This window comes from Micromonospora sp. NPDC007220 (genome assembly GCF_040634035.1).
Classification (GTDB): Bacteria; Actinomycetota; Actinomycetes; order Mycobacteriales; family Micromonosporaceae; genus Micromonospora; species Micromonospora reichwaldensis.
The window spans coordinates 148,520-170,020 of the sequence record NZ_JBEYEU010000005.1 but is presented as its reverse complement, the minus strand read 5'-3'; the positions used below and the strand labels follow the sequence as shown (position 1 = coordinate 170,020).

General features: G+C 74.0%; 23 protein-coding genes. 9 read left to right on the top strand and 14 right to left on the bottom strand.

What is annotated here, in order from left to right:
- The first annotated feature begins 6 nt into the window (after positions 1 to 6).
- Positions 7 to 609, top strand: a complete 603-nt coding sequence (locus tag ABZ573_RS13205; RefSeq protein WP_358118140.1) for a helix-turn-helix domain-containing protein — start codon at positions 7 to 9, stop codon at positions 607 to 609.
- An 84-nt stretch (positions 610 to 693) separates the two neighbouring features.
- On the opposite strand, the gene cydB is transcribed toward ABZ573_RS13205, so the two are convergent.
- Together cydB and ABZ573_RS13195 are read right to left on the bottom strand one after the other, a co-directional pair.
- Positions 694 to 1,692, bottom strand: a complete 999-nt coding sequence (cydB, locus tag ABZ573_RS13200; protein WP_358118138.1) for a cytochrome d ubiquinol oxidase subunit II — start codon at positions 1,690 to 1,692, stop codon at positions 694 to 696.
- A 15-nt stretch (positions 1,693 to 1,707) separates the two neighbouring features.
- Positions 1,708 to 3,123, bottom strand: a complete 1,416-nt coding sequence (locus ABZ573_RS13195; RefSeq protein WP_358118136.1) for a cytochrome ubiquinol oxidase subunit I — start codon at positions 3,121 to 3,123, stop codon at positions 1,708 to 1,710.
- Between the two features lie 173 nt (positions 3,124 to 3,296).
- Between ABZ573_RS13195 and ABZ573_RS13190 the strand changes: the two genes are divergently transcribed.
- Entirely contained in the window at positions 3,297 to 4,076 is a 780-nt protein-coding gene (locus tag ABZ573_RS13190) for a lysophospholipid acyltransferase family protein (protein WP_358118134.1), read from the top strand.
- A gap of 31 nt (positions 4,077 to 4,107) precedes the next feature.
- On the opposite strand, the gene ABZ573_RS13185 is transcribed toward ABZ573_RS13190, so the two are convergent.
- Genes ABZ573_RS13185 through ABZ573_RS13175 form a run of 3 tightly spaced genes read right to left on the bottom strand, consistent with a single transcriptional unit; the run spans position 4,108 to position 6,869 of the window.
- Positions 4,108 to 4,464, bottom strand: coding sequence for a hypothetical protein (locus ABZ573_RS13185; protein ID WP_358118132.1), 357 nt, complete (start codon positions 4,462 to 4,464; stop codon positions 4,108 to 4,110).
- 19 nt (positions 4,465 to 4,483) lie between these two features.
- Entirely contained in the window at positions 4,484 to 6,187 is a 1,704-nt protein-coding gene (locus ABZ573_RS13180) for a hypothetical protein (RefSeq protein ID WP_358118130.1), read from the bottom strand.
- Between the two features lies 1 nt (position 6,188).
- Positions 6,189 to 6,869 carry a hypothetical protein gene (locus tag ABZ573_RS13175; RefSeq protein ID WP_358118128.1) on the bottom strand — a complete coding sequence of 227 codons (681 nt, stop codon included), beginning with the start codon at positions 6,867 to 6,869 and terminating at the stop codon, positions 6,189 to 6,191.
- Between the two features lie 149 nt (positions 6,870 to 7,018).
- On the opposite strand from ABZ573_RS13175, the gene ABZ573_RS13170 reads away from it, so the two are divergent.
- The 3 genes from ABZ573_RS13170 (at position 7,019) to ABZ573_RS13160 (ending at position 9,963) form a co-directional block, all read left to right on the top strand.
- Positions 7,019 to 7,780 (top strand): glycerophosphodiester phosphodiesterase, encoded by a 762-nt coding sequence (locus ABZ573_RS13170; RefSeq protein WP_357579352.1) that lies wholly within the window; start codon positions 7,019 to 7,021, stop codon positions 7,778 to 7,780.
- An 18-nt stretch (positions 7,781 to 7,798) separates the two neighbouring features.
- Positions 7,799 to 9,187, top strand: a complete 1,389-nt coding sequence (locus ABZ573_RS13165) for an MFS transporter (protein ID WP_151453196.1) — start codon at positions 7,799 to 7,801, stop codon at positions 9,185 to 9,187.
- A gap of 62 nt (positions 9,188 to 9,249) precedes the next feature.
- Positions 9,250 to 9,963: a thymidine kinase gene (locus ABZ573_RS13160; RefSeq protein ID WP_151453195.1), complete on the top strand. Its 714-nt coding sequence runs from the start codon at positions 9,250 to 9,252 to the stop codon at positions 9,961 to 9,963.
- Positions 9,964 to 9,967: 4 nt separating this feature from the next.
- Here the strand turns inward: ABZ573_RS13160 and ABZ573_RS13155 are convergent, their stop codons facing one another.
- From ABZ573_RS13155 to ABZ573_RS13145, 3 genes are all read right to left on the bottom strand, one after another.
- A complete protein-coding gene (locus ABZ573_RS13155) occupies positions 9,968 to 10,426 on the bottom strand; it encodes a hypothetical protein (protein ID WP_151453194.1) in 459 nt (152 codons plus the stop codon).
- Positions 10,427 to 10,553: 127 nt separating this feature from the next.
- Complete coding sequence (locus tag ABZ573_RS13150) at positions 10,554 to 11,201, bottom strand: response regulator transcription factor (protein WP_132237626.1); 648 nt, start codon at positions 11,199 to 11,201, stop codon at positions 10,554 to 10,556.
- Complete coding sequence (locus ABZ573_RS13145; protein WP_358118124.1) at positions 11,198 to 12,154, bottom strand: HAMP domain-containing sensor histidine kinase; 957 nt, start codon at positions 12,152 to 12,154, stop codon at positions 11,198 to 11,200. The genes ABZ573_RS13150 and ABZ573_RS13145 overlap by 4 nt, the downstream gene beginning before the upstream one ends.
- Before the next feature lie 650 nt (positions 12,155 to 12,804).
- On the opposite strand from ABZ573_RS13145, the gene ABZ573_RS13140 reads away from it, so the two are divergent.
- On the top strand, positions 12,805 to 14,325 hold the full coding sequence (locus ABZ573_RS13140; protein WP_151453192.1) for a potassium/proton antiporter: 1,521 nt from the start codon (positions 12,805 to 12,807) through the stop codon (positions 14,323 to 14,325).
- A complete protein-coding gene (locus ABZ573_RS13135; RefSeq protein ID WP_192581288.1) occupies positions 14,325 to 14,810 on the top strand; it encodes a TrkA C-terminal domain-containing protein in 486 nt (161 codons plus the stop codon). Before ABZ573_RS13140 ends, ABZ573_RS13135 begins: the two co-directional genes overlap by 1 nt.
- Positions 14,811 to 14,868: 58 nt before the next feature.
- On the opposite strand, the gene ABZ573_RS13130 is transcribed toward ABZ573_RS13135, so the two are convergent.
- The 6 genes from ABZ573_RS13130 to ABZ573_RS13105 all read right to left on the bottom strand — a co-directional run bounded on the left by ABZ573_RS13130 (position 14,869) and on the right by ABZ573_RS13105 (position 19,505).
- On the bottom strand, positions 14,869 to 15,867 hold the full coding sequence (locus ABZ573_RS13130) for a tyrosine-type recombinase/integrase (RefSeq protein ID WP_151453190.1): 999 nt from the start codon (positions 15,865 to 15,867) through the stop codon (positions 14,869 to 14,871).
- Positions 15,868 to 16,017: 150 nt separating this feature from the next.
- Positions 16,018 to 16,443: an Hsp20/alpha crystallin family protein gene (locus ABZ573_RS13125; protein WP_151453189.1), complete on the bottom strand. Its 426-nt coding sequence runs from the start codon at positions 16,441 to 16,443 to the stop codon at positions 16,018 to 16,020.
- A 95-nt stretch (positions 16,444 to 16,538) separates the two neighbouring features.
- Complete coding sequence (locus ABZ573_RS13120) at positions 16,539 to 17,024, bottom strand: GNAT family N-acetyltransferase (protein ID WP_225851998.1); 486 nt, start codon at positions 17,022 to 17,024, stop codon at positions 16,539 to 16,541.
- 69 nt (positions 17,025 to 17,093) lie between these two features.
- Positions 17,094 to 17,612 carry a DUF2087 domain-containing protein gene (locus tag ABZ573_RS13115; protein WP_151453188.1) on the bottom strand — a complete coding sequence of 173 codons (519 nt, stop codon included), beginning with the start codon at positions 17,610 to 17,612 and terminating at the stop codon, positions 17,094 to 17,096.
- Positions 17,613 to 17,673: 61 nt separating this feature from the next.
- Positions 17,674 to 18,306, bottom strand: a complete 633-nt coding sequence (locus ABZ573_RS13110) for a response regulator transcription factor (protein ID WP_151453187.1) — start codon at positions 18,304 to 18,306, stop codon at positions 17,674 to 17,676.
- A complete protein-coding gene (locus ABZ573_RS13105) occupies positions 18,303 to 19,505 on the bottom strand; it encodes a sensor histidine kinase (protein ID WP_358118120.1) in 1,203 nt (400 codons plus the stop codon). The genes ABZ573_RS13110 and ABZ573_RS13105 overlap by 4 nt, the downstream gene beginning before the upstream one ends.
- 252 nt (positions 19,506 to 19,757) lie before the next feature.
- Here ABZ573_RS13105 and ABZ573_RS13100 point away from each other — a divergent pair, with 252 nt between their 5' ends.
- The gene (locus ABZ573_RS13100; RefSeq protein WP_358118373.1) at positions 19,758 to 20,756 is read left to right on the top strand and encodes an ABC transporter permease; all 999 of its coding nucleotides are present in this window, start codon (positions 19,758 to 19,760) and stop codon (positions 20,754 to 20,756) included.
- A complete protein-coding gene (locus tag ABZ573_RS13095; RefSeq protein WP_358118118.1) occupies positions 20,753 to 21,433 on the top strand; it encodes an ABC transporter ATP-binding protein in 681 nt (226 codons plus the stop codon). Before ABZ573_RS13100 ends, ABZ573_RS13095 begins: the two co-directional genes overlap by 4 nt.
- Positions 21,434 to 21,501 lie beyond the last annotated feature (68 nt).

The following is a 21,501-nucleotide window of genomic DNA, read 5'->3' as shown; positions in this document are numbered from 1 at the left end:
TACCACATGAGCGAGCGGCACTCGACACTGCGGGAGCAACGACGGGCCGAGACGCAGCGCGTCATCCAGGCGCACGCGGTGCGGTTGTTCGTCGAGCGCGGGTACGACGGCACGACCGTGAACGACGTCGCAGCGGCCGCGGGCGTGTCTGCGATGACGGTGTACCGGCACTTCCCGACGAAGGAGGACCTCGTACTGGTCGATCAGAACGGCCCGCTGGTCGCCGAACGGATCGCCGCGACGCCGGCCGGGCAGCCCCTCGTGCGCCGCATCGGCAGCGCGCTCGTCGACTCGGCACGGACGCTGACCGCCGGCGACGACCGGCTCCTGCTGGCCCGCCTGCGGCTGATGATCTCGACGCCCGCGCTGCGCGCCCGGCACCTGGACAACCACTACGTGCTTCAACAAGCCATCGTGGAGGGCCTCGGGGACGAGGCCGCCGATCCGGAGACGGCCTTCCACGCCGCGGCGGCGGCCAGCGCCTGCCTGGCCGCCATGCACACCGCGCTGGTGCGGTGGGCGAAGGACGACGGGCGTACCGATCTGCCCGACCTGATCGCGGAGGCGTTCGCGGCAGCCTTCGGCGACATCACGCTCCGGCCGGAGTAACGACGCGGGAGGAGGGGCGCGTCGACCCCGCGGCCCACGGCGGGTGGCGGCGGCGGGACCCCGCGGCCACCCGCCGTGGGCGGGTCAGTGCCGCGGGATGTGGGCCACCCCGATGCGCTTGCGGAACACCCAGTACGTCCAGCCCTGGTAGGCCAGCACGATGGGGGTGAACACCACCGCCACCCAGGTCATGATCTTCAGGGTGTAGGGGGTGGAGGCGGCGTTGGTGGCGGTAAGCGTCCCGGCCGCGTCGAGCGTGGAGGGCAGCACGTTCGGGAAGAGCGCCGCGAAGAGCGTCGCCACGGCCAGCGCGATGGCCACGGCGGTGCCGGTGAACGCCCAGCCCTCGCGGCGGGCGCGGGCGGCGGTGAGGCCGCCGAGCAGGGCGAGGGCCGCGCCGACGGCGAGCACGACGGCGGCGGTGCTGGAGCGGATGTTCAGCGTCCAGGTCAGGAACGCCACCGCGAGCACGGCGGCGGCCGCGCCCACGCGTACCGCGAGGGCGGCGGCGCGCTCGCGGACCTCGCCGACGGTCTTCAGGGCGATGAACACGGCGCCGTGGGTGAGGAACAGGGCCGCGGTGGTCGCGCCGCCGAGGAGGGCGTACGGGTTGAGCAGGTCGACCAGGCCGCCGACGTACTCGTGGTCGGCGTCGAGCGGCACGCCGCGCAGGATGTTGGCGAACGCCACGCCCCACAGGATCGCCGGCACCACCGAGCCGACGAAGATGGCGGTGTCCCAGCGGCGTTTCCAGGACGCCTCGGGGCGCTTGTGGCGGTATTCGAAGGCGACGCCGCGGATGATCAGGGCGAGCAGGATCAGCAGCAGCGGCAGGTAGAAGCCGGAGAACAGGGTGGCGTACCACTCGGGGAACGCGGCGAACATGGCGCCGCCGGCGGTGATGAGCCAGACCTCGTTGCCGTCCCAGACGGGGCCGATGGTGTTGATCAGGACGCGGCGTTCCCGGTCGTCGCGGCCGAGTACGGGCAGCAGCATGCCGACGCCGAAGTCGAAGCCCTCGAGGATGAAGTACCCGGTGAACAGGACCGCGACGAGCAGGAACCAGATGGTGGTGAGTTCCACGGTTGTCTCCGGTGATCAGTAGGCGAACGCGAGCGGGCGCTCGGCGTCGTCGTGGGTGTCGTCGATGTCGGGGTCGGGGGTCAGGTCGGGTACGCCGGCCTTGGCGTAGCGCAGCAGCAGTTTGACCTCGACGACGGCGAGGGTGGCGTAGATGAGGGTGAAGGCGGTGAAGGAGGTGAGCACCTCGGTGAGCGAGACGCTGCGGGAGACGCCGTCGCGGGTGAGCATCTCGCCGAAGACGATCCAGGGCTGGCGGCCCATCTCCGTGAAGATCCAGCCGAAGGAGTTCGCGGCGAGGGGCAGCAGGGGCATGACCAGGCCGGCGCGCAGCAGCCACTTGCTGGTGGGGGTGCGGCCCTTGCGTTGGCTCCAGAGCACCAGCAGGGCGATGGCGGCGGCGGCCATCCCGAAGCCGATCATGAAGCGGAAGCTCCAGTAGGTGACCGGGATGATCGGGGTGTAGCTGCCGGCGCCGTACTGGGCGGCGTACTGGGCCTGCAGGTCGTTGATGCCCTGCACGGTGCCGTTGGGGTCGCCGGTGCCCAGCCAGGACAGCAGGTGCGGGATCTTGAGGGCGAACAGTTCGCGGCTGCCGTCGAGGCTGCCGACGGTGAGTACGGAGAACGAGGCGGGGCTCTCGGTGGTGTAGAGGCCCTCGGCGGCGGCCATCTTCATCGGCTGCACCTGGGTCATGATCTTGCCCTGGATGTCGCCGGTGATGGCGACGGCGGCGGCGGAGACCAGGGTGACCCAGGAGCCGAACTTCGCGGCGAAGCGGTAGGCGGGGGTGTCGGCGGAGTCGCGGTTGCGTACCAGGTGCCACATGGCGACGGCGACCAGCAGCGAGCCGGCCACCAGGAACGCGCCGGCGATGGTGTGCGGGAAGGTGATCATGGCGACCTTGTTGGTCAGTACGGCCACGAAGTCGGTGAGTTCGGCGCGGCCGGTGTCGGGGTTGATCCGGTAGCCGACCGGGTTCTGCATGAACGAGTTCGCCGCGAGGATGAAGTACGCGCTGAGGTTGCTGCCGATGGCGGCGGCCCAGATGCTGGCCAGGTGCAGCCGCTTGGGCAGCCGGTCCCAGCCGAAGATCCACAGGCCGATGAAGGTGGACTCCAGGAAGAACGCGACAAGCGCCTCGATCGCCAGGGGGGCGCCGAAGATGTCGCCGACGAAGCGGGAGTAGTCGCTCCAGTTCATGCCGAACTGGAACTCCTGCACGATGCCGGTCACCACGCCCATCGCGAAGTTGATCAGGAAGAGCTTGCCGTAGAACTTGGTGAGCTTCAGGTACTTCTCGTCGCCGGTGCGGTGCCACATCGTCTGGAGGATCGCCACCAGCACGGACAGGCCGATGGTCAGCGGCACGAAGAGAAAGTGGTAGACGGTGGTGACACCGAACTGCCAGCGGGCGACGTCCAACGCGTCCACCAGTAACCCCCAGGCTGTGCATACTACGGGACGTAGTAAATACTACTGCGCGTCGTAGACGAATCGGCAGGGGCGGGGGTCCCGAAGCGACCCGGGACCAATGACCCTGATCACCTCTGCCGGACGGCCCCGGCACTCCGCGGGGTGGCCGGCGCGTGCGACCATGCGCGCTGATGGACACCACCCGCCCGGCCTGGCAGCCACCGCTGATCTGGCGTGCCGCGCAGCTGCTCGCCCGCGTCGTCGTCGCGCTCCTGGCCCGCCTGGAGGTCAGCGGCGACGTGCCCGAGGCGCTGCGCCGGGGCCCGCTGATCCTGGCCGCCAACCACATCAGCCCATGCGACCCCGTCGTGCTCGCCGCCGCCTGCCGCGCCCGGGGCGTCGCCCCCCGGATCATGGCCACCGGCGGGCTGTTCCGCACCCCCGTCATCGGCGCCCTGATGCGCCACGCCGGGCACCTGCGGGTCGACCGGGGCACCGCCGCCGTCGGCCGCGCCCTCGACGACGCCGCCGCGGCGGTCTCCGGCGGCTCGGTGATCCTGGTCTACCCGGAGGGCCGCATCGGCCTCGACCCCGGCTTGTGGCCCGAACGCGGTAAGACCGGCACCGCCCGCCTCGCCCTGGCCTGCGGGGCGCCGGTCATCCCGGTCGCCCAGTGGGGCTCCCACGAGGTGGTGCCCTACCGCGCCCCGAAGGGGCTGCTGCGCGGCATCGCCCGCGCGGTGTGGCGCCGCCCGTTGCTGCGCGTGCACTTCGGCGAGCCCGTCGACCTGACCGACCTCGCCCACGGCGCGCCCGGCGTCGCCCGGCAGGCCACCGACCGGATCATCGACGCCATCACCGACGCCCTCCTGCCGCTGCGCCCCGACGAACCGGAGCGCCCCCGCCACGTCGACCCCGGCCGCCCGAGCGACACCAGCCGCGCGCACCGCCGGCACCGCTCGCCCGACTGACCCGCCGGACCGCCGGTCACCGCGCGCGCCGTCAGAGCGCCTGCGCCAGCCGCAGCAGCTCGCCGACCGCCGTCGCGACCGGCGTCACCGGAGCCGCCACCACCGCCAGCCGCTGCAACAACCCGGTGACCCGGCCCGGTTCGGCGTCCGGGCGGGTCAGCTCCGCACGCAACTGCGCGGCCGTCACCCGGGCCGGCTCCGACAGCTCGCCCCGGTGCCGGTCGAGCACCTCGAGCAACTGCCGGACCAGCGCCGTGGTGTCGACACCGGCGGGCGCGGTGGCCCACAGGCTGCCGCCGCTGGCGTACGCGCCCGGACCCACCGCCTGGTTGCCCACCTGGCTCACCCCGCCGGACTGCTGGATGCCGTAGTTGGTCGCCTCGGGCATGCCATTCCTCCCCTGCGATTCAGTCGTCACGCGGCCGGCGGCTGCGCGGCGGCGCCCCCTCGGTCTGCTGCTCGGCCCGGGCGCCCTGGCCCACCGCCTGGTTGCCGACCACACTCAGGCCGCCGGTCTGGATGACGCCCTGGTTGAGGATCGTCGTCTGCCGGTTGCGGAACTCGGCCGTGTCCACCCCACGGGCGTCCAGGAAGTCCATGATGGCGGCCAGCACGTGCCGCTCGACGACCTTCAGGTGCTTGGCGGCGTCGAGCACCTGGAAGTAGTTGTGGTACTCGGCGCCGGAGGCGACCTCCCGCACGCCGACCTGGGCACCGTAGTCGTAGCCCAGGTCCTCGCGGGCCAGTTGCCGCAGCCGCGCCTGACGCCGCCCGCGCGCGGCACCCCGCACCAGGTCCCGCAGCAGCCGCAGCGGCGCGCCCAGCGCGGTGGGCAGCAACCGCTCGGTGCCGGTGGCCAGCACCTGCGCGAGCTGACTCACCGGCAGCCACTCGGTCAGCCGGTCCACGTCGTGGTAGCCCTGCCGCGGCGGCTCCAGCACCGTGCGGGCGCACTCCAGATAGAGCACCTGGCCGTCGGTGGAGAAGTGCAGGAACGTGGAGGCGACGACCTCCCCGCCCCAGGACGGCACCAGGGCGCACAGGTAGTGCCGCGCCGCGCCCTGCGGTCGGCCGGCGACCTCGCGTACCTCGTCGTCGGACCACCGCTGGCGCGGCATCCGCTCCCGGTGCGGCAGCAACCGCGCGTCGCCGGTGAGCCGGTCGCCGCAGACGAACACCCGGTCCTCGAGCAGCAACCCCGCGAGCCGCTCCGGGGTGGGATCGCCGGCCTGGCCCAGCCGGACCGCCGCCAGCCGGGCCCGCACGTGGTCGATGAGCTCCACGACGGTGAACGGCGCGGGGGCGGACACGTCGCCCGTGGGGACGGTCCCGACCGGCCCGTGGGCGTCCGCCAGGATCGGCAGGGCGAACGACCACCCCGCCACCGGCGTGCCGTGCCCGACGAACGGGGTGTAGCCGCCGTAGACCGTCACGTTGCCGCCCTGGGCGCGGTCGACGGCGGCCAGCCGCTCGGCGTCGCGCGCCGGCAGCGATGCCACGTCGGGCGGCCCGGGCCGGAACCGGGCCCGGCGCAACCGGGTCACCAGCAGCCGCCGGGTGCCCAGCAGGTGCCCCACGAGCACCAGGTAGGCGACCAGGCCGGCCGGCAACGCCAGCCACGGCCGGCCGACGACCCAACCGGGCAGGCCCGCAGGGTCGTCGTCCGGCGTGGCCGCGCCGAGCTGGAAGACCAGCACGAGCGAGACCGTCGCGATCGCGATCATCGACAGGAACGGGCCCACCGGGCCGTTGCGGCCGGGCCGCAGCGGGGCCAGTGAGCTGCCCACCGCCATCGTGACCCCGACCAGCACCGTCGCCAGCGGGGCGAGCAGCACCGCCAGGCCGCCGACGACCAGCAGCCCGACGTCACGCAGACGACGCCGCCGGCGGGCGGACAGGCAGTGCCGCAGCACCGTGCCCAGGTCGAAGCCCACCGACGGGGCGACCGCGCGCAGGTCGTCGTCGAACACCTCGGCCAGCACCCGTTCGGTGAACGCGTCGTCGGTGTGGGCGGCCGCGCACAGGTAGCGGGTGGCCTCGCTGCCGGCGTCCGGGTGCGAGCGTGCCGACGGCGCCTCGTCGCGTGGGCCGCTGTGCTGCCGTACCACCATGTCAGCCACCTCCGTGCCGGGTCGCCGGGAATCTCCCACGGCGCGGCCCCGGCCCCCGTACCGCCGCCCAGGCCAGCAGGGCACCCACGACGAATCCGCAGTACAGCGCCCCGGAGATCGCGCCGAGCACCGTCGAGGTCAGGTCCACGCCGCGCAGCATGCCGCTGTCGGTGAGGACGTGCATCGTCACGCCGCCCACCGCCGCGAGCACCGCCGCCGTCACGCTCGCGCCGATCACCGCGAGCACCCGGTGCGTACGCCGCGGCGAGAACGCCGGGGTGGCCAGCCGACGCAGCAGCGCCACCGCGACCACGACGAACAGCACGGTGCGGGCGTTCTCCGCCAGCCACCAGGCGACATGGTCGGCCCGCAGCGGCCGCACGTCCCACCTCGGCCAGCCCAGCCCCGCCAGGGTCGCCTCGCCCAGCGCCCCCACCAGCCCCGGCAGCCCGTCGCCCCGGGGCAGTCGGTAGCGCCACTCGATGATCAGCCGGGCGGCCCACGGGTTACCGACCAGCAGGACCAGCCAGAGCAGTGGCCGGGCCTCCGGCGGGACGCGCCGGTGCGGGCGCTCCGGCGACGGCAGCGCGATACGGGCCGGCAGCGGGTCCAACGCCCGGGCCGCCACCCCGGGCGCGGGCGCCGGCGGCTGCTCGGCCCCTCCCGGCCGGGGAGGAGGCATCCATGGCATCACCCGGACATCTTCACCGCACCGCAGCGCGACACCGTCGTCACTGTCCGACATCCGCCAGCCGCGCGTCGGTGCGGCGGGCGACGCGGTGGCAACCGGGCGGCCACCCGGCGGCCAACGGGGCCGGGCATACTCCCCGCGTGACCCACGCCTACCTCGACGGCCCCGCGCCGCTGGCCTTCGCCCACCGGGGCGGCGCCGCCGAGGGCGACGAGAACACCGCCGCGGCGTTCGCCCGGGCGATCGGGCTCGGCTACCGGTACGTCGAGACCGACGTGCACGGCACCGCCGACGGCGTCGCGGTGGTCTTCCACGACGCCACGCTGACCCGGGTCACGGGCGAGCCGGGGCGCATCGCCGACCTGCGCTGGGCCGACCTGGCCTCGGTACGCGTCGGCGGCGCCGCCGTGGTCCCCCGCCTCGACGAGGTCCTCGACGCCTGGCCACAGGTGCGGTTCAACATCGACGTCAAGGCCGACGGCGGCGTCGAGCCGACCGTGGCCACCGTCGCGCGCGTCGGGGCCGGCGACCGGGTGCTGCTGGCCTCGTTCAGCGACGCCCGGCTGGCCCGGCTGCGCGCCCTGACGCAGGGGCGCGTCGCCAGCAGCCTCGGCATGCGCGGGGTGGCCCGGCTGCGGATGGCGTCGCTGACCGGGCGGGCGCTGCGACTGCCCCCGTCGGTGGTTGCCGCGCAGGTGCCGGTGCGCTACGGGCGGGTGCCCGTGGTGGACCGCCGGTTCCTGCGCCACGCCCACCGACTCGGACTGCACGTGCATGTCTGGACGATCGACGAACCTGCCGAGATGCACGAGTTACTCGACCTCGGAGTGGATGGCATCATGACCGATCACGTCGGCGTGCTGCGCGACGTGTATCACAGCCGCGGTCACTGGGCCGCCTGAACCGTTCGAAGGACCCCGATGGCCGAGACCGTCACCCCCGCCGTGGGCGACACCCCCGCCCCGGCGAGCACCCGCCGCGAACGCAGCGGCTGGTACTTCTACGACTGGGCGATGTCCGCCTTCTCCACGACCGTCATCACCGTCTTCCTCGGCCCGTTCCTGACCACCGTCACCGAACTCGCGGCCGGCTGCGAACTCGGCGCCGACACCTGCGGCGGCTACGTGTACCCGCTGGGCATCAAGGTCGCCGCCGGCTCGTACTTCCCGTACCTGGTGTCGTTGTCGGTGTTCCTCACCGTGTTCGCGCTGCCGATCGTCGGCGCGATCGCCGACCGCTCGGCGCACAAGAAGCGGCTGCTCGCCGCCGCCGCCTTCATCGGCGCCGGCGCGACCGTCGGCATGCTCTTCGTCACCGGCGACCGGTACCTGCTCGGCGGGGCGCTGTTCATGGTCGCCAACATCGCCTTCGGCGCCGGTGTCGTGGTCTACAACTCGTTCCTGCCGCAGCTCGGCGGCCCCGACGACCGCGACGGCATCTCCAGCCGCGGCTGGGCGCTCGGCTACCTGGGCGGCGGCCTGCTGCTGGCGCTCAACCTCGTCGCGGTCAGCATGCTCGGCGAGGAGGGCAACCACCAGCGCACCCTCGACCTGGCCCGCTGGTCGATCGTGTCCGCCGGTGTGTGGTGGGCGGTGTTCACCCTGATCCCGCTGCGCTGGCTGCGCGAGCACCCCACGGCCGCCGCGCGGGCCGGCGGCAACCCGGTCACCGACGGGTTCCGGCAGCTCGGCCGCACCCTGCGCGAGATCAAGGCGTACCCGCTGACGCTGTTCTTCCTGCTGGCGTTCCTCGTCTACAACGACGGCATCCAGACCGTCATCGCCCTGGCCAGCCAGTACGGCACCGAGGAGCTGAAGCTCGGGCAGAGCACCCTGATCGTCACCATCCTGCTGGTGCAGTTCCTGGCCTTCGGCGGCGCGCTGCTGCTCGGCGCCCTCGCCAAGCGCATCGGCGCCTGGAAGACCGTGCTGATCAGCCTGGTGCTGTGGACCGGGGTGATCCTCGGCGCGTTCCGGCTGCCCGCCGAGGCGCCGGTGCCGTTCATGGTTCTCGGCGCCGCCATCGGCCTGGTGCTCGGCGGCAGCCAGGCCCTGAGCCGGTCGCTGTTCAGCCAGCTCATCCCCGCCGGCAAGGAGGGCGAGTACTACGGCTTCTACGAGATCAGTGACAAGGGCACCAGCTGGCTCGGCCCGCTGGCCTTCGGCATCGTGTTCCAGCTCACCAACTCCTACCGGGTGGGCCTGGTCTCCCTGCTGATCTTCTTCGTCGTCGGGTTCCTGCTGCTGCTGGCCGTGCCGATCCGCCGGGCGATCGTCGCCGCCGGCAACACCCCGCCCCGGGTGCTCTGAGGAACGCGGGCCCGTCCGCACGGGCCGGATCAGCGGGCGTCGATCGGCTAGGCTGCCCGACCGTGACCGTCCACGCCACCGCCCCGACCTGCCTGGCGCGCCCGCCGCTGGGCCCCGACGACTCCCCCGCCGGGTGTGCCGCGGCGCGGGGCGTGGACGGGCGTCCGCTGCACGCGGCGGCGTTGAAGTTCTTCTGGGGGCCGATGGACTGCGGCAAGTCCACGATGGCGTTGCAGATGAACTACAACCACTCCCGGCAGGGCCGCCGCGGCCTCGTCACCACCCGCATCGACCGCTCGCTCGGCCCGCAGGTCACCACGCGCATCGGTCTGGCGCACGAGGCCGTCGAGGTCACCGACACGCTGGACCTGCGCACCCTGGTGCGCGACACCTGGGCCGAGGGCGTCCGCGTCGACTACCTGATCTGCGACGAGGCGTCGTTCTACAACCTGGAGCACGTCGAGCAGATGGCGGAGCTGGTCGACAGCTACGACGTCGACGTGTACGCGTTCGGACTGGCCACCGACTTCCGCTCGTGCCTGTTCCCGGCCGCGCAGCGGCTGTTCGAACTGGCCGACGAGGTGGCCCGCATCCAGGTCGAGGTGCTCTGCTGGTGCGGCCGGGAGGGGCTGCTCAACGCCCGGGTGGTCGACGGCCGGGTGGTCCGCGAGGGCCTGCAGGTGGTCATCGGGGACACCGTGGACAGCGCCGAGGTGCGCTACCAGGTGCTCTGCCGCCGGCACTACCGCGCGGGCGAGCTCGGCCCCCGCCGCTGAGGAGTCAGTACGGGTCGCCGCACACCCGCCAGCCGCCGTCCTCGCGCACCACCGACAGCTTCCGCTCCTCGGTGAGGCCGCTGTCGCGGGTCAGCCGCACCGCCACCGTGCCGCGCGGGCTGCCGCCCCGGGTCGCCACCGACACGTCGACGATCTCGTAGCCGTTGACCAGCGGCGGGGTGCGCAGCCAGCTCGTGAACCCGATCGGGCTCCACCGGCTGCGCGCGTCGGCGCAGAGCCGGTCGTACGCGCCGTCGGTGTCGCCCGCCGCCACCGACCGCAGGAACCCGTCCGCGGTCTCCCGCACCGGGCCGCTGGCCTGCGTGACCACCTGCACGTTCCAGGCGCCCAGCCCGGCGACCCCGATGCAGCACAGCAGCACGGTCACGCCCGCGAACACCAACCCGGTACGCACCGGGCGGCTCCGACGGGCCGGCCGGCTCCACGGCTGCTCAGCGCCCACCCGTCGACCGTAGAGAACCGGTGGGCCCGCCCGCAGGAAAGTCGGCTCTGTCGTTCCCGTACCGGCCGGTCGGGTCGCGGTCGCCGTCGCCGCCGAGCACTGCCGGGGCCGGCTCCGCCGCGCGCGGTCACGGCTCGATGAGCCCGGCCCGGATGGCGTAGCGGGTCAGTTCCAGCCGGTCCCGGAGGCCGAGCTTCTGCAGCAGGTTGGCCCGGTGCCGCTCGACGGTCTTGACGCTGATGAACAGCAGGCGGGCGATCTCCTTGGAGGAGTGGCCCTCGGCGACGAGCTTGAGGATCTCCTCCTCGCGTTCGGTGATGGCCCTGGCCGGCACGCTCTCGCCCCGCGCGCTGCGTTCCAGGTAGGTGCGGATGAGGGCGTTGATGGCACCGGGATAGAGGAACGGTTCGTCGCGTACGGCGGCGCGGCAGGCCTCCACCAGGTCGCGGTCGGCGACGGACTTGAGCACGTAGCCGTTGGCGCCGACCTTGAGGGCCTCGAAGAAGTACTGCTCGTTGTCGTACATGGTCAGGATGAGGATGCGCAGGCCCGGCTGCTGCCGGGACAGCTCCCGGGCCGCCTGGAGGCCGGTCAGCCGCGGCATGGCGATGTCGAGGATGGCCAGGTCGGGACGCTCGGTCTGGGCCAGGGCGATGGCCTCCGCGCCGTCGCCGGCCTCCGCCACGACGGTCAGGTCCGGTTCGCTGTCGAGGATGAGGCGCACGCCACGGCGGACGAGGGCGTGGTCGTCGGCGAGCAGGATGCGGGTGGTCACGGCTGGCCCTCCCGGTCGCCGACCGGCACCCGCAGCCGCACCTCGGTGCCGCCGCCCGGGCCGGGCCCCACGCTGAGCTGGGCGCCGATGAGCAGGGCCCGCTCCCGCATGCCGCGTACGCCGGCGCCCTCGGCGGCGTCGCCGATGCCCCGGCCGTCGTCGCGGATCCGCAGCTGCACGTGGCCCGGTCGACGGGTCAGCGACAGCTCGACGGCGGCGGCCCGCGCGTGCCGGACGGTGTTGGTGAGCGCCTCCTGCGCCACCCGGTAGATCACCAGTTCGGCCTCGCCGTCGAGGGCGGGCAGGTCGGCGTCGAGGTGCTGGCGCACGGACAGGTCCGTGTGCCCGGTGACCTCCGTGACGAGCGCCTTGAGGGCACTGGTCAGGCCGAGCTCCTCCAGTACGCCGGGGCGCAGCCGGCGCGCGATGCGACGGATCTCGTCGAGGCTGTCGCGGGTGGTCTCCTGCACCTGGGCGAGTTGGGCGCGGACCGGTTCGGGCGCGTGCCGGGCAACCTGCTTGAGTTCGAGCAGGACCGCGGTCAGGGTCTGGCCGACCTCGTCGTGCAGTTCCTGGGCGACGCGCCGACGCTCGGCCTCCTGGGCGGACAGGGCGCTGGCCGCGCTGGTGGCCCGCTCCGCCTCCAGCCGGTCGATCATGGCGTTGAAGGCGCGGATCAGGTCCGCGATGCCGGCCTGCCCGGCCGGGACCGGGCGGGGCTCCGGCTGCAGCAGGTCGATGGTGGTCATGGCCCGGGTCAGCCGGTGCAGCGGCGCGAGGCCGACGCGCAGCAGCGCGGCGTTGGCGACCAGCATCGCGGCGAGGCCCACGGTCAGCACGAGGGCCTCGGTGAGCAGCACGGGGGTGGACACCGTGACCGGGCCGAGCAGCAGCAGCGTGGCGGCGACGAGTACGGCGGCGTTGAGCAGGAAGATCCGCCAGAACAGCGACACGACGGCACCTCCCCTCGCGGCCCGGCTCCGCCCGGCGCCGGCAGTTCCTTGCGGCCCGCCAGGGGCCAGGCCAGCCCGTCCCGCGGCGGTGATCACCCTCATCATGGTCAGCCTGTCGGCCCGGGTGCGTCCTGTAAATGCGTGCGCGCACCCATTATCCGCCGCGCCCGCGCCCGCGGCCGGGGTGGGACGCGGGCGCACCGCGCCGGGCAGCCGGCGCAGAGCCCTGCGGCAGCGCCGGCGGCAAATGGGTGTCAGCCCCGATGTCGACCCGGCCCGCTCCGATGACCATGGAGGCGAGCCGGGAGCCGCTGCGGCTCCGCTTCCTGCTGCCCGGCTCCACCTGTCGCCGCCCGCGCGGACGTCGCCCGTCACGCCGAGACCCCGGAGGATCTTGTGAACCGTCACCTGATGGTGGTCGAGCCCACACCACCGGAGACCGACACGCCCGCCTGCGCCTACCGGCCCACCAACGCCGAGAACGGCCCGCCGGGCGGATGCCTGTGAGCGCGCGGCCCGCCCCCGCCGCGATCGTCATCTCGCCGGTCGCCGTCGCCTTCACGATGTTCGTGACCACGGTGAACGCCCGGGTGTACGTGTGGCCGCGCTCCGTCGCGGCGTAGCCGGAACCCGCGGGCCAGGGGGCCGCCGTGGATCTCGGTGAGCTGTACGTGACGCTGGCCGTCGGCGCCGGCGTGGTCCTGGCCAGCGTCGGCGCGGCCCGGCTGGCCACCCGGCTGGGCATGCCGGTGTTGCTGGCGTACCTGGCCGTCGGCCTGCTGCTGGGCCAGGACCTGGCCGGCTTCCCGTTCGACGACGCGGCCCTGGCCCAGGCCCTGGGCCTGGCCGCGCTGGCGGTCATCCTGGTCGAGGGCGGCCTGACCACCAGGTTCAGCGACGTACGCGAGGTGCTGGCACCCGCGTCGGTGCTGGCCACCGTCGGCGTGTTCGTCAGCGTCGCCGTCACCGCCGCGGCGGCGTACCTGCTGCTGGACATCGGCTGGCAGATGGCGCTGCTGCTGGGAGCCGTCGTGTCGTCCACCGACGCCGCGGCGGTGTTCTCCGTGCTGCGGGCGGTGCCGCTGCCCCGGCGGCTGACGAGCCTGGTGGAGGCCGAGTCCGGACTCAACGACGCTCCCACGTTGATCCTGGTGCTCACCTTCAGCGCCGCCACCCTCGACGCGGTCGCGCCCCTGCCGCTGGTCGCCACGATGGCCTACCAGTTGGTCGCCGGGGGCGCGATCGGCGTGGTGACCGGCGCTACCGGCGTGTGGCTGCTGCGGCGGCTGACCCTGCCCACCTCCGGCCTGTACCCCATCGCGACGGTCGCCTGCGGGGTGCTGGCGTTCGCCGCCGCCGGCCTGGCCCAGACCAGCGGATTCCTGGCCGCGTACCTGGCCGGACTGGTGCTCGGCAACGCCGGCCTGCCGCACCGCCGGGCCACCCACTCGGTCGCCGAAGGGCTGGGCTGGATCGCTCAGATCGGCCTGTTCGTCATGCTCGGTCTGCTGGCCACGCCCAGCGAACTGCCCGCCGCGATCGTTCCCGCGATCGTGGTCGGTACGGCACTGCTGCTGCTCGCCCGGCCCGCCTCCGTGCTGGTGGCGCTGGCCGCGTTCCGGATTCCACTGCGCGAACAGGCGTTCCTGTCGTGGGCCGGACTGCGCGGTGCCGTGCCGATCGTGCTGGCCACCATCCCGGTCGTCGCCGGGGCGCCGGGCAGCGAACAGGTCTTCAACATCGTCTTCGTGCTCGTCGTGGTGTTCACCCTCATCCAGGCCCCGACCCTGCCCTGGCTGGCACGGCGGCTACGCCTCGACTCGCACGACCTGGGACCCGACCTGCAGATCGAGCTGGCGCCGCTGGACGCCATGGACGCCGACCTCATCCACGTCACCGTCGAACCCGGTTCCCGCCTGCACGGGGTCTACCTGCCCGAGCTGCGGCTGCCGCCGCCGGCGGCGACCACCCTCGTCGTGCGTGGCGACGACTCGTTCGTGCCCGATGAGCACACCCGGCTGCGCGTCGGCGACCAACTGGTCGTGCTCACCACCCCACCCGTACGCGACGCCACCGAACGGCGCCTGCGGGCCGTTTCCCGCGCCGGGCGGCTGGCCACCTGGTTCGGCGAGGCCGGCCATTTCGCTCCACCTGACAACAGGAGGCAATGATGCAGATAGAACGCATGCCGCTGCCCGGCATCGGGGTCGGCTACACCCTGCACACCGGGGAGGGACAGGTGATCGGGGTCGTCTGCCATCGCGGCGGCCGGCGCGACGTCGTCGTCTATGCCCCCGGCGACCCGGACACCGTGGAACGGTCCGTGACCCTCAGCCCGACCGAGGCGCAGGAGGTGGCCGAACTGCTGCACCCCATCGCCACCATCGACCACGTCACGCACCTGGAACGCCACCGGGAGGCGATCAGCGTCGTCGAGCTGCCGGTGACGGCCGCCTCGCCCTACGACGGCCGGACCCTGGCCGAGGCCGTCGCGCGCATCCACGGGGTGAGCGTCGTCGCCGTCGTCCGCGACGGGCGGACGGTCACCGCACCGGGGCTTGGGCACGTCCTCGCCCACGGCGACGTCCTGATCGTCGCCGGGGGCCAGCAGAGCATCGAGGCGCTGAGCCGGGCGCTGATCCACACGGACCCGTAGGCCGCGAGCACCGGGCGGTGGATGCCACGTACGCGCGGCATCCACCGGCCACCGCACGTCAGCCGCGGCGGCGGGCCCGGGCCGCCCAGATGGCGTACGCGGGATCGCGGTCGAGGTTGTGCCGGTCCCGGTCGTAGCGGCGGGTGGTGCGCGGATCGGCGTGGCCCATCGCGTCCTGCACGTCCTCCAGGGGCACGCCCTCGGCGCGGGCGGTGGTGGCGAACGCGTGCCGCAACGAGTGCGGCGACAGCCTCGCCCAGGCCGGGATGCCGGCCGTGCGGGCCAGCCGGCGCACCAGCCGGAACATCGCGTGCCGGTCCAGCCTGGCCCCGCTGGCGGTGACTAGCAGCGGGCCGGTCAGCTCGTGCACCGCCACGCCCTGGGCGGCGGCCCGCTGGGCCAGGTACGCGTCGACCGCGTACGCGGTGCCGGGGGTCAGGGCGCGGCGGCGGGACCTGCCACCCTTGCCGACGAACCGCACGCTGCGGTGGCCCCGCTCGGCGCCGAGGTCGGCCAGGTCGAGTGAGACCAGCTCCCCCACGCGAAGTCCGAGGTCGGCCAGCAACGCGATCGCGGCCCGGTTGCGGGCGGCGGTCGGCCCGGTGTCGGCCTCGGCGGCGGCGAGCAGCGCGTCGACCTCCTCGGGGGTGAGCCCGACGGTCGCGGAGTGGTCCCGGTCGATGCGAGGGCGGTCGGCGCCGGCGACCGGGTTGGCCTCGACCGCGCGCAGCTTGACCAGGAAGTCGTACCAGCTGGACAGGGCGGAGAGCCGGCGGGCGACGGTGGCGGGGGTCAGCGGCTTGCCGGTGCGTGCGCCGAGGGTGGCCTCCAGCGCCCGGCCGTACTCGTTGACGTGCAGGAAGTTGGCCTGCAACGGGTCCAGTTCGCGGGCCGCGCACCACGCGAGCCAACCGGCGACGTCCCGCCGGTACGCGTCGCGGGTGTGCTCGGACAGCCGCCGGTTGCGCAGCCACGCCTCGGTGAAGTCGACGGGCCCCCCGGGCAGGGCCAGCGGGGTGGGCCGGCTTGGCCGCGCCGGAGCGTTCGGGGAGAACATGTGAAAAAGGTTCTCAGCTTCGGGTCGGGAACGGGAGGAGGCGCGCCCTACGCGATCGTGTTGGGCCGCCCGGGGGCGGGACGGGCCGGTGGCGAGAAAGAGCGAGGGGCGGGCGGCCGCACCGGCCGTCCCGCCCCTCGCCCGCCGGGATCAGGCGTTGATCTCCTTGCGGCCGTTGGCGGTGGCAGTGACGGTGACCCGGCGGGGCTTGGCCCGCTCCGCGACGGGGATCCGCAGGGTCAGCACGCCGTTGTCGTAGCCGGCCTCGAGCTTGTCGGTGTCGAGGGTGTCGCCGAGGAAGAGCCGTCGGGTGAAGGTGCCCATCGGGCGTTCGGCGGCGACGAGCTCGACGTGCTCGCCGGCGGGCCGGCGGCGCTCGGCGCGCACGGTCAGCACGTTGCGCTCGACGGTGCAGTCGATGCTGTCCGGGTCGACGCCCGGCAGGTCGAACGCCGCGTAGAACCAGTCGCCGTCGCGGTAGGCGTCCAGGGGCATGACCGCGGGGCGCGCGGCGGTGCCGAAGAACTGCTCGGTGATCCGGTCGATCTCACGGAACGGGTCGGTGCGCATCAACATGGCCTGCCTCCTCGGTTCTCCTGGCCGAAGGTCCTTGAGTTGAGCCGATGAGACTCAACTTCCTGCTCTTTATTTAGCGCGTTCCGGCCGCGACGTCAACTCAGGACCTTCTCGAACCAGTGCTCGGCGTAGGCGCCGTCGTTGTACGCCGGGATCTCCCGGTAGCCGTGCCGGGCGTACAGGGCGCGGGCCTCCACCAGGTCGCCGCGGGTGTCCAGCCGGATCCGGTCGGCCCCCGCAGCCCGGGCCCGCTGCGCCACGGCGGCGAGCAGGGCCGCCCCGCCGCCGTGGCCGCGATGAGCGGGGCGCACGTACACCCGGGTCAGCTCCGCCCAGCCCGGCCGGTACCGCAGCCCCGCGCAGCCGGCCGGACGAGCGTCGCGGTACGCGAGCAGGAGGACCCCGGTGGGCGCGGCCAGGTCATCGCTCGGGTCGTCGGCCATCGCCGCCGCGACCTCACCCGGCCGGACCGGGCGAGCGTGGTAGCGGCGCACCATCTCCTCGAAGTACTCCTCGAGCAGGGTCGTCGCCTCGGGCCGGTCGGGACGGGTCGGCACCGTCGTCCAGTCTGTCGCGCTCACCCGTCGATCCTCGCCCTCGGGTCAACGGGATATCGCCGGCCGCGACGAGGGCGGGCTCGACGCCGGCGCTCAGTCGCCGACGCGCCAGTAGACGCCCTGCTCCCGGGCCAGCAACTGCTCGTCGACCAGGTAGCGGCGCAGCGCCACGTGGTCGGAGCCGCCGTCCTCGCACCAGCGCCGCAACACCTCGTCGACAGCCCGCTCCGGATAGCGCACCCCCGGCTCGAAGGACCTCGCCACGTGCGCCAGCACCACCCGCCGCCGGCCGCGCTGCGCCGGCAGGCCGGTCAGCCTGTCGTCGCGCACGAAGGTGCGCAGCACGCGGTCCGTGGAGTCGCCGGCCGGCCGGGGCGCCGCCGGCGTACGGGCCGCCTCCCGCAGCCTCCCGGCGTCGACCCGCAGGCCACCGTCGCCGCCGGCCACCAGGCCCGCATCGACGAGCCGGCGGATCGCGGTGAGCACCTGCCGCGCCGACAGGCCCGTCCGGTCGGCCACCGCCGGGGCGTCGGCGCCGCCCAGCACGATCGCCGCGAAGACCTGCCGCCGTACGTCGTCGGCGAGTGCCCCCGCCAGAGCCTGCGCTGTCATGCCGGCCACCCTGCCAGCCGGCGTACGCGCACCGCACGTCAATTCCGCCCGGGTGGCCCGGTCACCGACGGATCAGCCCGCGGGCCCGGGCGACGGCGACGGCGGCGGTACGCGAGTCGACGTCGAGCTTGCCGTAGACGTGCACCAGGTGCGTCTTGACCGTGGCCTGGCTCAGGTGCAGCCGCCGGCTGATCTGCTGGTTGGACAGGCCGTCGGCGACGAGCTGCAGGACCTCTGTCTCGCGGCGACTCAACGCGGTGCCCGGGGCACGCACCCGACCCATGAGGCGACGGGCGACGGCCGGGGCGAGGGCGGAACGGCCGGCGGCGGCGGCGCGCACGGCCGCCGCGAGTTCCTCGGGCGGGGCGTCCTTGAGCAGGTAACCGATCGCACCGGCCTCCACGGCGGCGAGGATGTCGGCATCGGTGTCGTAGGTGGTCAGCACCAGCACGGCGGGGCCGCCGGGGCGGGCGGTGATGGCGGCGGTCGCCTCGGCGCCGTCCATCCCCGCGCCGAAGCGCAGATCCATGAGCACCACGTCGACCCGCTCCCCCTCGGCGAGGGCGACGGCCCGCTGCGCGGTCGCGGCCTCGGCGACCACCTCGAAGTCCGGCTCGGTGGCCAGGACGGCGCGCAGCCCGGCCCGTACGACCGGATGGTCGTCGGCCAGCAACAGGCGGATCGGACCGCTCACGCGCCCGCCTCCTCGGTGCCCGGGCGCGCGAAGCCGACGGCCAGCCGGGCGCCGCGCCCGGGCGCCGACTCCACGATCAGGTTGCCGCCCAGCTCCTCGGCCCGGGCCCGCATGGCGGCCAGCCCGAACCCGCCGTCGTCGTCCGGCCGGTCGCCGGCCGCGCTCACGTCGAAGCCACACCCGTCGTCGACCACGTCGAGGCCGACGTCGCGCGCGCCGTACCGCAGCGTCACGTCGGCGTGCTTCGCCCCGGCATGGCGCACGGTGTTGGCCAACGCGGACTGCGCGATCCGCAGCAGCGCCACCTCCTGGCGGGTCGGCAGACGCACCGCCGTCCCGTCGACCCACAGGCGTACGGTCAGCCCGGACGCGGCGGCGGTCGCGTCACACAGCCGCCGCAGCGCCGCCGGCAGCGAAGCGCCGTCGAGGCCCGGCGGTGTCAGGGCGCGTACGAACCGGCGCGCCTCGACGAGGTTGTCCTGCGCGGTGCGGCGGGCCTGCTCGACGTGGCCCGCCGCCACGTCGAGCCGGTCGGGGAACCCACGCTGGGCGGCACGCAGCAGCAGTTGGATGCTCGACAACCCCTGGGCGAGGGTGTCGTGGATCTCGCGGGCCAGGCGTTCCCGCTCGGCGAGGACCCCGGCGGCGTGCTCGGCGGCGGCCAGTTCGGCGCGGGTCGCGGTCAGCTGCTCGATCAACCGCCGGCGGCGCTCGCTCTCCCGGTACAGAGCCTGGTAGCCGAGGACCGTGCCCACCGACACCGCGGCGCCGATGGCGGGACCGATCACCGCGCCCGGCGTGAGCGCCCCCTGGTGGCCGGCGACACCGGCGACCGCCGCCACGGTCGTCGCCGCCACCGCCACGATCCCCCAGCGCACGGGCAGCAGGTGCAGATGCAGCAGGAACAGCGGAAACGCGAACCACACCCCGTCCGGGGTCAGGGCGAGCAGCACCAGCCACCCGCCGGTCAGCACCGCCAGCCAGGCCAGCGCGGCAGGTCGATGCCGGCGCACCAGCGGCAGCGCCGCCCCGACGGCGTAGACGACGGCCAGCGCCACGGCCGCGGCGAGCACGGCGGCACGCCGCGGGCCCGGCCCGGTGACGGCACGAATGGCCGCCACCGCGAGGAGGAGCCCGACCAGCAGGTGCAGGCAGACGCGCAGCACCCGCAGCGGACGAGCGAGCGATTCCGCGTTCACGATGCCTCCAGGCTAGGACGCCGACGGCCGCCGCCATCAACCAAAAGGTTGATCCCGACGTACGTAGTGCGACGCCCCGAAACCGATCGGCGGCGCGATGGCACCGGCCGCCATCCGGACGACGGTTGGTGCCGGGCCGCCGCCGCGGCTTCGGGCACCTACCGGAAGGCTGATGCGATCGTGTTCGTCGCGTGGAGAGATCTACGGTTCGCCAAGGGCCGCTTCGCCCTGATGGGAACGGTCGTGACGCTGATGACGCTGCTGGTGGTCCTGCTGTCCGGGCTGACCGCCGGCCTGGGACGCGGCAGCACCTCGGCGATCAGCGACCTGCCCGCCGACCACCTGGTGTTCTCCGCCCCGGCCGACGGGCAGAAGCTCTCGTTCACCGAATCCACCGTCAGCCGCGAGCAGTGGCTGCGCTGGCAGGACATCCCGGGGGTGAGCGCCGCCGCGCCGCTGGGAATCGCCACCGCCCGCGTCGACGCGGGCGAGCGCAGCGCCGCGCTGTCCGTGTTCGGCGTCCCGCCCGGCTCGGGCCTGGCACCCGCCACCCTCGCGACCGGACGGGCCGTGCTGTCGCGGGGCGCGGCCGACGCGCTGCACGCCCGGCCCGGACAGACCGTGTCCGTCGGCACACACCGCCTCACCGTCGACGCGGTGGCTGGCGACGCCTCCCACAGCCACACCCCGGTGATCTGGACCGACCTGCACGACTGGCAGGCCCTGGCCCCCGGCGCCAACGGTGACGCCGCGACGGTCGTCGCGCTGCGCACCACCCGCGACGCCGACCTGGCCGCCGCCGACCGACACCTGCGCACCCGTACGGTCACCCGCACGCAGGCGCTGTCCGCGATCGGCTCCTACACCGCCGAGAACGGGTCGCTGCAACTGATGCGCGGGATGCTGTTCGGGATCTCCGCCCTGGTCGTCGGCGCGTTCTTCACCGTGTGGACCATCCAGCGCGCCCCCGACGTCGCCGTGCTGAAGGCGCTCGGCGCCACCACCGGCCACCTGCTGCGCGACGCTCTCGGGCAGGCCCTGGTGCTGCTGCTCGCCGGCACCGCCGCCGGCACCGCGCTCGCGGTCGCGCTCGGCGCCGCGGCGGCCGGCACGGTGCCGTTCGCGCTCACCGCCGAATCGGTGCTGTTCCCGGCCGCCGTGACGATCGCGCTCGGTGCGGCCGGCGGCGCCCTGTCCATCCGCCGCATCACCTCCGTCGACCCGCTGATCGCCCTGGGGAGCGCCCGATGAGCCTCGCACTCGCCGACGTCACGCTGAGCTACCCCGACGGCGACGCCCGGCTGACCGCGCTCGACCGGGTCAGCCTGTGCGTGCCGGCGGGCAGCACCACCGCCGTCATCGGCCCCTCCGGCTCCGGCAAGTCGAGCCTGCTGGCGGTGGCCGCCACCCTGATCACCCCCGACTCGGGAACGGTGCTCGTCGCCGGCACCGACACCTCGGGGCTCGGCCGCGCGGGCACGGCCGCGCTGCGGCGGGAGAAGATCGGAATCGTCTTCCAGCAACCCAACCTCATCGCCTCGCTGACCGCCGCCGAACAGTTGCAGGTGATCGCCCACCTCGCTGGCGGTTCCCGCCGCGCCGGCCGCGCCCGCGCCGCCGAACTGCTGGCGGCGGTGGGGCTCACCGGCCAGGCCGCCCGTCGCCCGCACCAGCTCTCCGGCGGGCAGCGCCAGCGGGTCAACATCGCCCGCGCCCTCATGAACGATCCCGCGGTGCTGCTGGTCGACGAACCCACCAGCGCGCTGGACCACGAGCGCGGCGCGGCGATCGTCGAGCTGGTCACCGACCTCACCCGCCAGCGCGGTACCGCCACCGTTCTGGTCACCCACGACCGGGAGCACCTGCACCGCGTCGACGCGGTCGCCGAGATGATCGACGGCCGGCTGCGCCTGCCGACCCCGGTCTGAGCGCCCGCTCCGCAGGTCCGGCGCTGCGCGGCGGCCCCCGGTGCGGCAGAGTGACACCGTTGGCCGGC